Here is a 13,506-nt window from a genome sequence, read left to right on the forward strand (position 1 = left end):
TTAGAGCTAAAGTGTGTCACATGCAGGGGCGTATGAGAAGCTACCAATGAGAATCAATCGCTCTCAGGGGCGATTCTGCAACAGCTCGCGAGACGGGGCTCGATTTAACACGCTATAATGCCGTTTTTGCCAAGGTGACTTTGTCGCGGGCACAATCGTAGTAGGTGGAGGGCAGCGTTTGGCTCCCTTGCGCTAAAGTTTTTGCGGTAGCCACAGTGCGCCGCCAGATTATAGGCATCAGTGTCGTTATGTTTGAAAATCTGCAAGATCGACTTTCAGGTACGTTTAAAAAAATCACCGGTAAAGCACGTCTTACCGACGATAACATTCAAGCTACGCTGCGCGAAGTTCGCAAGGCGTTACTTGAGGCCGATGTGGCGTTGCCGGTGGTAAAAGACTTTGTGGGCAGGGTGCGCTCGCGCGCGCTGGGTACGCAGGTAGGTAAAGCCCTTAATCCGGGGCAGCAATTTTTAAAGCTGGTTGAGTCTGAGCTGGTTGAGATGATGGGCGAGGCTAACGAAGCGCTCAATCTGGCAGCCCAACCACCCGCGGTGATCTTGATGGCGGGTCTGCAGGGGGCTGGTAAAACTACCTCTGTGGCCAAGCTGGCCAAGTTTTTGACCGAGCGGCAAAAGAAAAAGGTGTTGGTTGTTAGTGCCGATGTTTATCGTCCAGCCGCCATTACCCAGCTGCAAACATTAGCCGCAGAGGTTGGCGTAGAGTGTTTTGCTTCGACCGCCGAGCAAAAGCCGGTCGATATTGCTCGCGCCGCGATAGATCACGCTAAACGTCAATTTTACGATGTGCTGCTGATTGATACTGCGGGTCGACTGCATATTGATGAAGCCTTGATGAGCGAGATTCAAGAGCTGCATAAAGTGGCAAACCCGATAGAAACCCTATTTGTGATCGACGCCATGATTGGTCAGGATGCGGTCAATACCGCCAAGGCCTTTAATGATGCTCTGCCCCTAACCGGCGTGATCCTAACCAAAGCCGATGGCGATGCCCGTGGTGGTGCGGCGTTGTCGGTGCGTCAGGTGACTGGTAAGCCCATTAAGTTTTTGGGTATGGGTGAGAAAGTCGATGCTCTTGAACCTTTCCACCCCGATCGTATTGCCTCGCGGATTTTAGGCATGGGCGACATGATGTCGCTTATCGAGGACGTGGAACGCAAGATAGATCGTGATAAAGCCGAACGGTTGGTGCAAAAGGTCTCCAAAGGTAAGCGCTTTGATTTAAACGATTTACGTGATCAATTGCAGCAAATGCAAGATATGGGTGGTTTAGCTGGCTTGATGGACAAATTACCCGGCATGGGCAATATGGCACAAATGGCTCAGCAGGCTGATATGGGGAAACAGTTTAAGGTGATGGAAGCTTTGATCGGTTCTATGACCCCATGGGAACGCGGCCATCCAGATGATTTGACAAGTTCGCGTAAGCGCCGTATTACGCAGGGTTCGGGCACCCAAATCCAAGACCTTAACCGCCTGCTTAAGCAGCATAAGCAGATGGCTAAGATGATGAAAAAAATGAAAGGCGGCGGCATGGCTAAAATGATGCGAGGCTTGGGCGGAATGATGCCGGGCGGCAGTGGTGGTGGCATGCCACCAGGCGGTGGTTTACCGCCTGGGCTGGGTCGCTAAGTTACAAGATGTACAGATAATACAAAAACGCCAGGTACTGCCTGGCGTTTTTGTATGTAAATTGCTATTGGAGCTTTTCCCTGCTGGGAATTGTTTTTTGGGTTGTAGGTCTAGAACGGTTATGCACTTACATATCGATTCGATTGTCGGTGTGCTCAAATAACAATCAAAATCATTTAAGGTATTTATTATGTTGATTCGTTGGTCTTTGTTTGGCGTTATTGCGGCAACAGGTTTAATGGCAGGTTGCGCACTTTCAGGAGCAACTTCCAGTGCCGGAGCACCAGCCGCACCAGCTCCGGCCATCGTCGGTGACTGGCAGGTAGAGTATATTGAAGGGCGAGGAGTAATTGATTACAGCCCCGCTCGGTTATTATTTACGGACAACGGAAAAATTAATGGTAATGCCAGTTGTAACCGCTTCTTTGGCGATTATCAGCTGGCCGACGAGCAACTTACTATTAAAGCTCCGTTGGGGACGACTCGTATGCTGTGTATTCCGGCTTTAAACGATCAGGAAGCGCGTTTGTTGGCAGCCTTGCCTGGGGTTCACAATATTCGGATTCAGCATGGTATTCTAACTTTGACAAACGATGCCGGTGAAGAGGTGTTGCGAGCAGCTAAAATCGACAACCCCAAAACCTAAGAGCTATTAAGCTTGGCATAAAATGGACACTATACGGGTGAATCTGTGAATACCAGACCAATTTATATCCCCTTTGCTGGGCCGGCGTTACTTGAGGCCCCGCTGTTAAATAAAGGCAGTGCATTTAGTCGCCAAGAGCGTCAACAATTTAATTTAGAGGGCCTGCTGCCTTACCAGATTGAGACGATTGAGGAGCAAAATGCGCGCGCTTATCACCAGTTATGCTCTTTCACGTCAGATATCGATAAGCACATCTATTTGCGCAATATCCAAGATACCAACGAAACACTGTATTACCGTCTGGTCACCGAGAACCTTGAAGAAATTATGCCGCTGATTTATACGCCAACGGTAGGGCAGGCTTGTGAGCAGTTTTCAAAAATTTATCGGCGCAAACGCGGGTTGTTTGTCTCCTACGCCGATCGCGATAGGCTCGATGACATATTGCAAAACGCGACTAAACACAATGTCAAAGTAATTGTGCTGACCGATGGTGAGCGAATTCTGGGATTGGGCGATCAAGGCATTGGTGGCATGGGGATCCCGATTGGCAAGCTCGCACTGTACACCGCTTGTGGCGGCATTAGTCCGGCTTATACTTTGCCGGTAATATTGGATGTCGGTTGCAACAACAAGCAGCTTATTAATGATCCGATGTATATGGGTTGGCGACACGAGCGCATTACTGGCGATGCTTATTATGAATTTGTCGATCAATTTATTAGTGCGGTAAAAGTGCGCTGGCCTAATGCACTATTACAGTTTGAAGATTTTGCTCAATCGCATGCAACGCCGTTACTGCATAAGTACCGAGATCAGTTATGCTGTTTTAACGATGACATACAAGGAACAGCGTCGGTCACGGTAGGCACTTTGCTGGCGGCGTGTCGCGCTAAAGGTGAAAAACTCTCTGAGCAAGTGATTGTGTTTGCCGGAGCAGGATCGGCCGGTTGTGGTATTGCCGATCAAGTGGCAGCACAGATGCAGGCTGAGGGGTTGACGCGTGAGCAAGCTTTGGCTCGTGTCTTTTTGGTCAATCGCGATGGACTGCTAACTGACGGTTCACCTGATTTATTGCCTTTTCATAAAGAGTTCTGCAAAACCAACAGCAAGCTGACTGGCTGGTTAAACGATAAACCCGATCACATTTCATTGCTTGATGTGGTGCGTAATACTCAGCCAACGGTATTAATTGGCGTGTCTGGGCAACCGGGTTTATTTAATAAGGTGTTGGTCGATTCGATGCAGGCTAATTGCCCTAGGCCCATTATTTTGCCTTTGTCTAATCCGACATCTAAGGTTGAAGGGCAGCCGGCAGATATACTGCGTTGGACCGCCGGGCGTGCCATTGTGGCTACCGGAAGCCCGTTTGCACCAGTGGATATCGCGGGCGTACGCTATGATATAGCACAGTGCAACAATAGTTATATTTTTCCAGGTGTTGGACTTGGTGTGGTTGCCGCTAAAGCCAGTCGAATCACTGATACCATGATGCTTGCAGCGTCGCGTGCACTGGCCGAGTTGTCGCCCTTGGTTTGTAATGGCGCCGGCTCTTTATTGCCGCCGTTGGCCGATATTCGACAGGTAAGTGTGACCATCGCCCAAGCTGTATTTAAGCAGGCGATAGTGGATGGTGTGGCGACACCCATCCCAGAAGATTTAATCGTTAAAAAGGTCGAGGCTAACTTTTGGTATCCGCGGTATCGTACTTACCGGCGTACCTCTTTTTAAGTGTAGTGGGCTGGCGTCTTAACTCTGTCACCCAAGCGTATAGGAGGTTTTATGCCAAGTTCATCGCAAGCGCTTAAATTGGGGCGTAGGCTTAAAGAGATACGCGAGGCGAATAAGTTGTCGCAGCGAGAGCTGGCAAAGCGTGCGGGTGTTACCAATAGCAGTATATCGATGATTGAGCAGGGGCAGGTAAGCCCCAGCGTGCAATCTTTAGAGAAAGTTCTGGGCGGTATTCCCATGTCGCTATCACATTTTTTTGCATCAGTTGATGACGGCACGGCAGAGGTTTTTTTTGATCAGAGTAATTTAATTAAACACGAAAAGCCGTACGGTTTTATGCAGATGATAGGTGAGAATCTGGCTGGTCGAAAGATAACATTGAAGCACTTTTATTTTGATCCGAAGACCGATACCGGCGAAACACCTTTAATTAGTCATTTTGATCAGTCTGGCTGGCTGTGTCATGGAGAAGTGGAAATGACAATAGGGGCGAAAGTAAAAACACTTGCCCCTGGTGATGGCTTTTATTTAGCTGCCTATACGCCTTGCCGATTAAAAAATGTGTCGCTCCTCAATTCGGCACAATTAATTGTTGCAACAGAGGTTTCGGCAGCATCGTAATAATATTTGTAAAGTAAGTTGTAAGTGAACCCCAAAGGCTCGTGATTGAGCTGTGAAAAATCACGGCTAGTAATGATTGTTTGGTTGCTGTGTTTGGTGGTCTAAATTTTTTTGATGGAGCAGATTATGTTTCAAGGTGATATTCTTACTCTAACCAGTCGCGACGGTTTTGCGCAACTGGAATTCGACACCCCTGGTTCTCCTGTCAATGTGTTTAGCCGTAAAGCGATAGAAGAGTTTAGCCGCGCGTTGGATGTACTTGAGCAGGCAGAGCTTTCAGGCTTGATGATTGTCAGCGGTAAAGACTCTTTTTTGGCCGGCGCTGATATCAATGAGTTTTCCGCCGTGTTCTCGTCGGGCGCCGATGCTATCGCCGAACATTTAACTCCTAATATAAAAAACTTTGAACGCTTGCAAGCATTGCCATTTGCGACTGTCGCAGTGATTAATAAGCTCGCACTAGGCGGTGGTTTAGAGTTGGCGTTGGCGTGCGATTATCGTATTGCCGATACTGCGGCTCGTATTGGTTTGCCTGAAACTCGTTTAGGCATAATTCCCGGCTGGGGCGGTACTGTACGTTTGCCTCGGGTAGCTGGTTTGGATACGGCGCTCGAGTGGATTGCCTCGGGTAAAGAAGCAAAGGCTAGCGAAGGGTTAAAAACCCACGTACTTGACGCTGTCGTCGAATTGGACCAGCTGCGAGATTGCGCGCTGGCGCTGCTGCAGCGTTGTGCCTTAGGTGAAATGGACTATGAGTTGCGTCGCCTGCAAAAAACTCAACCGCTGAAGCTAAACCAAGTTGAATCGGGGCTCGCTTTTGAGTCAGCTAAAGCGCTGATCGGTCATCAAGCTGGACGGCATTATCCGGCGCCACTGGCTGCGCTGGCGGCAATTCGTGAGGGTGCGACAAAGTCGGCGGCCGAGGCCGCTAGAGCTGAACTTGCTTATTTTATCGAGGTCGCCAAAACCGATACAGCAAAAGCGCTAAGTGGATTGTTTATTGCCGACCAAGTCGTCTCTAAAAAAGCCCGAGCTTGGAAGGCGCAAGCGTCTGTTAAGACAGCGAAGCTGGCGGTGGTGGGTGCCGGGATCATGGGTGGCGGCATCGCTTGTCAGTCGGCGCTTAAAGGTTTGCCGGTGGTGCTTAAAGATATTAATCAGCAAGGAATAGATTTAGGTTTAAAAGAGGCGGCGAAAGTACTGGGCCGGCGCGTCGATAAAGGCAAGATGTCTGCGGCCGGTATGGCTGAGGCGTTAACGCGTATTCAGGCGACGCTAAATTATCAACCACTAGGCTCGGCCGATGTAACGGTCGAGGCGGTGGTGGAAAATAGTGGCGTTAAAAAGGCAGTATTGGCCGAAGTGGAGGCACAGCTGCCCGAGACTGCGGTATTGAGTTCTAATACCTCAACCATCTCAATTACCGAGTTGGCCACGGCGTTAAAACGTCCCGAGCAGTTTTGTGGTCTACACTTTTTTAACCCGGTACATGCTATGCCGTTAGTCGAGGTGATTCGCGGCGCTAAAACATCAGATGATACTGTCGCGCGCGCGGTTGAGTGCGCGACAGCGCTGGGTAAAAAAGCGATAGTGGTGAACGATTGTGCCGGCTTTTTGGTGAATCGAGTCTTGTTTGCATATTTTGCGGGCTTTGCCGCGTTGCTTGATGACGGTGTGGATTTTACTCATATCGATGCTGTTATGGTGCGTTGGGGATGGCCGATGGGGCCTGCACATTTGCTCGATGTTGTCGGTCTGGACACTGCCGAGCATGCTGAGGTAACCATGGCAGAGGCATTTCCTGAGCGTATGGGCCGAGCTCAACCTTCACCGACGGCACGGTTGTATAAAGCCGGCTTACTAGGGCAGAAAGGTGGCAAAGGTTTTTACTGTTATACAAAAGATAAACGTGGCCGGCCGCAAAAAACAGTCAACGAAGATGCCATGCAATTATTGCATGCTACATCGGCCAGCCAGCTCGATGATGACATGATTGTATTGCGGATGATGGCGCCTTTGGTAAATGAGCTTTGCCGCACTCTGCAAGACGATATTGTCGGATCTGTTTCTGAGGCTGATATGGCGATGATTTATGGTTTGGGTTTTCCCGCTCATCGAGGTGGCGTGTTGCGTTGGGTCGATAGCGTTGGGGTGCGCCAATTCTGTGAAAATCTGAGCGCGCTAAGTCAATGTGGGCCTTTGTATCAAGCCGAGCCCATGTTGTTAGAGTTGGCTGAAAATGGCGCAAGTTTTTATGCGCAAGCTGAAAATTCCCCCGCAACTGATGCTGCACATTAAGGAGGCTCCGGTGACTAAACAATCCGTTTCATCATCACGCTTACAGCCAAGAGACCCGGTGATTGTCGATTTCGCGCGTAGCGCGATGGGCCGCTCAAAAAACGGTTGCTTTCGCCACTCGCGCGCCGATGATATTTCGGCGGCGTTGGTGCGTGGCCTGTTGGCTCGTAACAGTGCACTTGATCCTGCCGAGATTGACGATTTAATTTGGGGCTGTGTGCTGCAGCGCGAAGAGCAGGCGTTTAATATTGCGCGCTATATTGTTTTATTGGCTGGGTTGGATCACTCAATTCCTGCGCAAACGGTTAATCGGCTGTGCGGTTCATCTATGGCGGCTTTGCATTCGGCCAGCGCCAATATACGAGCTGGTTTGGGTGATGTATATCTAGTGGGCGGGGTAGAGCATTTGGGACACTTGCCAATGTATGAAGCGATGGATCCCAATCCGCTGTTAGGGTTAAGCGTTGCTAAGGCGGCCGGCAATATGGGTTTAACCGCCGAGTATCTGGCCCAGCTGCACGGTATAGGGCGCGAGGCAATGGATAAGTTCTCATTGCGCTCACACCAGTTGGCTGATCAAGCCCGTAGTAACGGTCAGTTTGCCCGTGAAATTATTGCTGTGGCTGGCCATGCGGCCGATGGCGGGCCGGCCATGATTAGCGAAGATGAAACAATTCGTGCTGAGACAACCCTAGAAGGATTGGCGGCACTTAAGCCGGTATTCGATCCGGTAAATGGCAAGGTAACGGCGGGTAGTTCATCACAATTGTCCGATGGCGCCTCGGCGATGTTGGTTATGTCGGCCGAGCGTGCCGCAAGTCTTGGGTTAACGCCTCGAGCGCGGATTCGTTCACAAGCGATCGCTGGGGTTGATCCGTCTATAATGGGTTATGGCCCGGTCCCCGCCAGTCAAAAAGCTCTAAAGACGGCGGGACTCACGGCCGCCGATATTGATTATGTCGAGCTTAATGAGGCATTTGCCGCGCAAGCGTTACCGGTATTAAAAGATTTAGGTTTGTTGGCGCAAATGGATGAGCGGGTTAATGTTCACGGTGGTGCGATAGCCTTGGGGCATCCTTTTGGTTGCTCTGGTACTCGTATAACAGGTTCGTTGCTAACTGTGCTTGAATCAAAGGATGCATCCATTGGGCTTGCTACTATGTGTATTGGGTTGGGGCAGGGAATAGCAACTGTGATCGAGCGAGTTTAAATATTGTTGCGGTGTAGGCGGCTCGACATTGTTAGAATACGCTGTTGCTATTGAGCATATTTTTTGTATAAACATCGACGCAATTTTTTATAAACTTTAACCAATAAGCCGGTTGGGACTGTTGTATCTTGAAAATTTATGCCGCTCTAAGCCTCGATGCTTTTTTAGCTGATACCAGCCATCAATTGAGTGCCGGCGAATTGCTGGCGCTGCAATTTGAGCATGATGCTTACTATTTGTCTGAGCCAAAAACGGAATCGTTACTGGCCGTGATTAGTGGCACAGCTAATAACTTGCAAGGAGTTATTTGTCGTGCCACCAAGGGCACATTAGAGGCGGTGCAAGATTGGCCTAGTAGTGCGAGCTTGGCGCATCTCGCACAAGTTCTTGCGGCTCCGGTACTCGATTTAGCGGCGGGAGTCGCCCTGGTTCCAGTGGTTATACCAAAGCCATGGGGGCGTGAAATTTGGTATACCGGTATAGAGGTTCGTGGCCAAGCGGGGGTTGGTAATGAAGAGTTAAGCACCCCTTTACCTTGGTTGTTATCTTTGTTACCCGAACGCTTTGCCAATGGCAAGCCTGCGGCATTAACCCTGTTAAAAGTTCTCGATCCGTTGCCCGACGAAGTGTTTGGCGACTTATATTTCGAGATGCATGAGCGCAAGCAAGAGGTGTACGTGGTTACCCATGTGGACCCCAAAGCTTGGCCAACAGGTGAGGGTGGTATTCGATTTGGTTTTTGTCCCGCTAAGCGCGCCGAATTTAGTACAGACGAAGATTTTAAAGCCTCTTATAGGGATGCAGTGTCCCGTTATGAGCAGGTACGGCGTCAAATCGATGCGAAGCTCGACACAATAAAGCAAGCTGAGGGGCTGGATGTTAATGCTCCGGCTAGTCCTTTACAGCTGCGCCATTGGTTGCATTATATTGAGTCGTCGTTACAGCAAGAAGAGCAGCGTCGCCGTCAATATATGGACAGTTTTGTACAGGTCTTGCCGTTAGCGGTAGGGGATGTTGTTAAGGTGCCTTGTTACACGCCGCATTCGTTATTGCATGGTGTCCGCACAGTTGAATTTCAAACGCCAGTATATGAACGTAAAATTTTAGCGTTCGCGCAAAAGGTATTAACTCAGTCCGAGTGGGATACCGATGCAGCGCTGGCGAAAATTAATGTTACTTGTCCTTCGCCGGCAAAATTTTCGGGGGCGGCTAGTGACGGTCTCGAGCTGGTATCTGAGCAAATAGTCGATTTTGATGATTTTGAGGTGTGGCGTTTGCGAGCGGTTAACGCCTGTGAGTTTGATTTGGCGGGGGCAAGCAGTTATCAGTTAATAATGGCGGTAACAGGGCAGCAAGCGCTTGGCCAGCATTTGCTTGGCGCCGAGCAAGCGATGCTGATACCCGCTAATGCGTGCTCGGGCACCTTAATTCGGCTCGAAAAAGGGGCTGTAACCTTACTTGCACGACCAAAAAACGCAATTGATTGAATTCGCTTGTTGAACCTCGTCGAGTACTGTGGCAGAATCACCACCCTTCTCGCAGCAGAGTTGCCGCTTTTTTGGTTTTTCAGATGAAAATCAAGGGCTTGCGCCAATTATAGTAAGTTGCAGGATGCGCCTTTGGGCGACGCGGTCGTGGTGAAATTGGTAGACACGCCAGATTTAGGTTCTGGTGCCGCAAGGTGTGAGAGTTCGAGTCTCTCCGACCGCACCATACAAAAGAGAGTTGTGCCATTGCATGCGATGGCATGATTTAACCGATGTGAGAGCCATCGACGTTATTTCACGAGGAAAATATGCAGGTTTCAATCGAAACGACTTCTGGCCTAGAGCGTCGCCTGACGATCGGTGTACCCGCCGACACAGTAGAAGGCGAAATTGAAAAGCGTCTTAAAGATGCCGCTAAAAATATTCGCATTAATGGCTTTCGTAAGGGCAAGGTTCCTATGAAAGTTGTTAAACAGCGCTACGGTGCTGGTGTTCGCCAAGAAGTAGTGGGAGAGGTTATTAGCCGCTCTTTCTACGAAGCTGCACAAAAAGAAGACGTGAAACCTGCCGGCCAGCCAAGCATTCAGCCCAAGCAAATGGGTGAAGGCAAAGATTTAGAGTTTGTGGCAACCTTTGAGGTTTACCCTGAGGTTACCTTGGGTGATGTTGCGGGCTTTAAAGTGACTCGTGAGTCAGCTGATATTACCGATGAAGACATCGATAATATGATCGAAACGCTGCGCAAGCATCAAGCAACCTTTGAAGTTGTTGATCGTGCTGCCGCTGATGGCGACCAGGTAAATATTGATTTTACTGGCACCAAAGATGGCGAAGAGTTTGACGGCGGTAAAGCTCAGGGTCACAACTTGGTGTTAGGTTCTAACTCCATGATCCCTGGCTTTGAAGATGGCATTGTCGGCATGAAGGCTGGTGATGAAAAAACCATTAAGGTTACCTTTCCAGAAGATTATCAGTCAGAAGATTTAAAGGGTGCTGCAGTAGAGTTTGCTATCAAAGTAAACACTGTGTCAGAGCAGACCTTACCGGAATTGAAGAAGCCTTTTTTCCAGACCTTTGGTTTAGAAAAGGGTGGCATTAAAGCCTTTCAGAAAGAAGTTAAGGCAAACATGGAGCGCGAGTTAAAAAATGCGCTAAAAGGCAAAGTTAAATCTCAAGTGATGGATCAGTTGATCGAAAGTCATGAGGTTGAGCTGCCTAAAGCATTGGTTGGCAATGAAATTGATGTGTTGCGCAACCAAATGATGCAGCGTTTTGGTCAACAGCCTAAAGGCTTTGATGCAAAATCTATGCTGCCAGACACCATGTTTGAAGAAGAAGCTAAGCGTCGTGTTGCACTAGGCTTGATTGTTGGTGAAGTTGTTAAGTCAGCAAAGATCAAACCTGATGCCAAAGCTGTTCGTGGTATGGTTGAAGAAATTGCCAGTACTTACGAAGAGCCTCAAGAGGTTATCGATTACTATTACAGTCAGCGTCAAATGTTGGCAGGTGTTGAATCGGCAGTGCTTGAAGATCAAGTGGTTGAGTATATTCTCGAGAAGGCTGAGGTTACCGAAACAACCTCAACTTACGATGAAATTATGCAGCCTAAAACTGATAAATAACGCTTTTTGAACAAAAATGCCGCGAAACGCTCGTTTCGCGGCCACTCCCTCTATCAATTCTTTTACGGCGCTGGCAAACAGCTCCGTCACAGGTTAAGCTCCCACTATCTCAGTTTAATCACGGCTTTAATGCCGTATTTGTGATATTTCAGAAGAAGGTATGAAGCACAATGTCCTACCCGCAATCAGATCGTAGTGCACAAGAGATCACCAGCAACGGCTTGGTGCCGATGGTCGTCGAGCAAACAGCTCGAGGAGAGCGTTCGTACGATATATATTCACGGCTACTAAAAGAGCGTGTTATTTTCTTAACCGGCCAAGTAGAAGATTACATGGCTAATCTGGTATGTGCACAGCTATTGTTTCTTGAGGCTGAAAACCCAGATAAAGATATCCACTTATACATTAATTCCCCAGGCGGATCGGTAACAGCTGGAATGTCTATTTATGACACCATGCAGTTTATCAAGCCGGATGTGAGTACCATGTGTATGGGGCAGGCTTGTTCAATGGGCGCCTTTTTATTGGCTGCCGGTGCTAAAGATAAACGTTTTTGTCTGCCAAACTCTCGAGTTATGATTCACCAGCCTAGCGGCGGTGCGCAAGGGCAGGCGTCGGACATTCATATTCAGGCGCAAGAGATACTTAAGATTCGCTCGCGCTTGAATCAAATTTTGGCCGATCACACAGGTCAAACATTAGAACAAATAGAGCTGGATACTGAGCGCGACAAGTTTATGTCGGCCGATGAGGCGAAACAGTACGGCTTAGTCGATTCTGTGTTGTCGAGTCGGGTTGCGTCTTAATTCATCCCAGCAATGGTTGCAGCTCTCTAGACAAATTAGTCAGAGGGCTTGAATATTTAGGGTAAAGACTGCATCTTTACCCCATAGTTTAAGAATGGAGTGGTTTAATGACCGATCACACCGGTGATAGCGGCGATAAAAACGGTAAACTACTGTATTGCTCGTTTTGCGGTAAAAGTCAGCATGAGGTCCGTAAGCTTATTGCGGGGCCGTCTGTATTTATATGTGATGAGTGCGTTGACCTGTGCAATGACATTATTCGCGAAGAAATCCAAGAGGCTGCCGTCGAAGGCCAGTCTGAAAAACTGCCTAAGCCGGCAGAAATTTCAGGCATCCTCGATCAGTACGTTATTGGCCAGAAACGGGCTAAAAAAGTACTGGCCGTAGCAGTATATAACCATTATAAGCGCTTGCGTGTCGGTGGTGCCAAAGGTGGAGATAAAGACGTCGTAGAGCTTGGTAAAAGTAATATTTTGCTGGTGGGGCCAACGGGTAGTGGTAAGACGCTACTGGCTGAGACCTTAGCGCGACTGCTTAATGTGCCGTTTACTATCGCTGATGCAACAACTCTTACCGAGGCAGGTTATGTCGGGGAAGACGTTGAAAACATTATTCAAAAGCTGCTGCAAAAGTGCGACTACGATGTCGAGAAGGCGCAGCAGGGGATCGTCTATATCGATGAGATTGATAAGATCTCTCGTAAATCAGACAACCCATCAATAACCCGCGATGTTTCTGGTGAGGGCGTACAGCAAGCGCTGTTGAAGCTTATTGAAGGTACCGTCGCCTCTGTACCACCTCAAGGTGGGCGTAAGCATCCTCAGCAAGAGTTTTTGCAGGTCGATACCAGCAATATTCTGTTTGTTTGTGGCGGTGCATTTGCCGGTCTTGATAAGGTCATTCGCGAGCGCTCTGAGCGCGGCGGTATTGGCTTTGGCGCCGAAGTGAAAAGCAAGAATGACGACAAAAGCTTTGGCGACACCTTGCACGATCTCGAGCCGGAAGATTTGGTGCGCTATGGCCTGATTCCTGAGTTCGTCGGCCGTCTGCCGGTCATTGCGACTCTTGATGAGCTTGATACTGAGGCTTTGGTTGAAATCTTGGCGGCGCCTAAAAATGCTTTGACCAAGCAGTATCAGCGTCTATTTGATATGGAAGGCGTAGAGCTAGACTTCCGTCGTGATGCGCTTGAGGCTGTAGCCAAAAAAGCCATGGAGCGTAAAACGGGTGCTCGTGGATTGCGCTCTATTATGGAGTCAGTGCTGCTTGACACTATGTACCGCATTCCATCGGAAGAAAATGTTAAAAAGGTGGTTGTTGATGAGAGTGTTATTAAGGGAGAATCTGAGCCTTTATTAGTCTACGAAAATCAAGAACAGCTTCCCAGCAAAGCGGCTTCAGAAGATTGAGGTTAAGCGCTCCTGCGATTGTTAAGG

The 13,506-nt window shown here is 48.8% G+C and carries 10 protein-coding genes and 1 tRNA gene; all 11 read left to right on the forward strand.

Going from position 1 to position 13,506, the window contains the following annotated elements:
- Positions 1 to 248 precede the first annotated feature (248 nt).
- The 11 genes from ffh to clpX all read left to right on the forward strand — a co-directional run bounded on the left by ffh (position 249) and on the right by clpX (position 13,479).
- The gene (gene ffh, locus GILYN3_RS03760; RefSeq protein ID WP_049722544.1) at positions 249 to 1,649 is read left to right on the forward strand and encodes a signal recognition particle protein; all 1,401 of its coding nucleotides are present in this window, start codon (positions 249 to 251) and stop codon (positions 1,647 to 1,649) included.
- Between the two features lie 190 nt (positions 1,650 to 1,839).
- A complete protein-coding gene (locus tag GILYN3_RS03765) occupies positions 1,840 to 2,295 on the forward strand; it encodes an META domain-containing protein (protein WP_049721619.1) in 456 nt (151 codons plus the stop codon).
- 45 nt (positions 2,296 to 2,340) lie between these two features.
- Positions 2,341 to 4,026 (forward strand): NAD-dependent malic enzyme, encoded by a 1,686-nt coding sequence (locus tag GILYN3_RS03770; RefSeq protein WP_049721620.1) that lies wholly within the window; start codon positions 2,341 to 2,343, stop codon positions 4,024 to 4,026.
- Positions 4,027 to 4,077: 51 nt separating this feature from the next.
- On the forward strand, positions 4,078 to 4,647 hold the full coding sequence (locus GILYN3_RS03775) for a helix-turn-helix domain-containing protein (protein WP_049721621.1): 570 nt from the start codon (positions 4,078 to 4,080) through the stop codon (positions 4,645 to 4,647).
- Positions 4,648 to 4,773: 126 nt separating this feature from the next.
- Positions 4,774 to 6,945 carry a fatty acid oxidation complex subunit alpha FadB gene (gene fadB, locus GILYN3_RS03780; protein WP_198147273.1) on the forward strand — a complete coding sequence of 724 codons (2,172 nt, stop codon included), beginning with the start codon at positions 4,774 to 4,776 and terminating at the stop codon, positions 6,943 to 6,945.
- A gap of 10 nt (positions 6,946 to 6,955) precedes the next feature.
- Positions 6,956 to 8,155, forward strand: coding sequence for an acetyl-CoA C-acyltransferase FadA (gene fadA, locus GILYN3_RS03785; protein WP_269745921.1), 1,200 nt, complete (start codon positions 6,956 to 6,958; stop codon positions 8,153 to 8,155).
- Between the two features lie 128 nt (positions 8,156 to 8,283).
- Positions 8,284 to 9,642 carry a hypothetical protein gene (locus GILYN3_RS03790; RefSeq protein WP_049721622.1) on the forward strand — a complete coding sequence of 453 codons (1,359 nt, stop codon included), beginning with the start codon at positions 8,284 to 8,286 and terminating at the stop codon, positions 9,640 to 9,642.
- 141 nt (positions 9,643 to 9,783) lie between these two features.
- Positions 9,784 to 9,868, forward strand: a tRNA-Leu gene (locus GILYN3_RS03795).
- Between the two features lie 82 nt (positions 9,869 to 9,950).
- On the forward strand, positions 9,951 to 11,264 hold the full coding sequence (gene tig, locus GILYN3_RS03800) for a trigger factor (protein WP_049721623.1): 1,314 nt from the start codon (positions 9,951 to 9,953) through the stop codon (positions 11,262 to 11,264).
- A gap of 170 nt (positions 11,265 to 11,434) precedes the next feature.
- Positions 11,435 to 12,070, forward strand: coding sequence for an ATP-dependent Clp endopeptidase proteolytic subunit ClpP (gene clpP / locus GILYN3_RS03805; RefSeq protein ID WP_049721624.1), 636 nt, complete (start codon positions 11,435 to 11,437; stop codon positions 12,068 to 12,070).
- Between the two features lie 107 nt (positions 12,071 to 12,177).
- The gene (gene clpX / locus GILYN3_RS03810; protein WP_049721625.1) at positions 12,178 to 13,479 is read left to right on the forward strand and encodes an ATP-dependent Clp protease ATP-binding subunit ClpX; all 1,302 of its coding nucleotides are present in this window, start codon (positions 12,178 to 12,180) and stop codon (positions 13,477 to 13,479) included.
- The last annotated feature ends 27 nt before the right edge of the window (positions 13,480 to 13,506 follow it).

Source organism: Gilvimarinus polysaccharolyticus (assembly GCF_001187555.1).
In the GTDB taxonomy this organism is placed as follows: Bacteria; Pseudomonadota; Gammaproteobacteria; order Pseudomonadales; family Cellvibrionaceae; genus Gilvimarinus; species Gilvimarinus polysaccharolyticus.

Excerpts from the sequence above, each read along its gene's own strand:
- ffh (WP_049722544.1), top strand. The coding sequence starts at position 249 with ATGTTTGAAAATCTGCAAGATCGACTTTCAGGTACGTTTAAAAAAATC.
- GILYN3_RS03775 (WP_049721621.1), top strand. The coding sequence starts at position 4,078 with ATGCCAAGTTCATCGCAAGCGCTTAAATTGGGGCGTAGGCTTAAAGAG.
- fadB (WP_198147273.1), top strand. The coding sequence starts at position 4,774 with ATGTTTCAAGGTGATATTCTTACTCTAACCAGTCGCGACGGTTTTGCG.
- GILYN3_RS03765 (WP_049721619.1), top strand. The coding sequence starts at position 1,840 with ATGTTGATTCGTTGGTCTTTGTTTGGCGTTATTGCGGCAACAGGTTTA.
- clpP (WP_049721624.1), top strand. The coding sequence starts at position 11,435 with ATGTCCTACCCGCAATCAGATCGTAGTGCACAAGAGATCACCAGCAAC.
- tig (WP_049721623.1), top strand. The coding sequence starts at position 9,951 with ATGCAGGTTTCAATCGAAACGACTTCTGGCCTAGAGCGTCGCCTGACG.
- clpX (WP_049721625.1), top strand. The coding sequence starts at position 12,178 with ATGACCGATCACACCGGTGATAGCGGCGATAAAAACGGTAAACTACTG.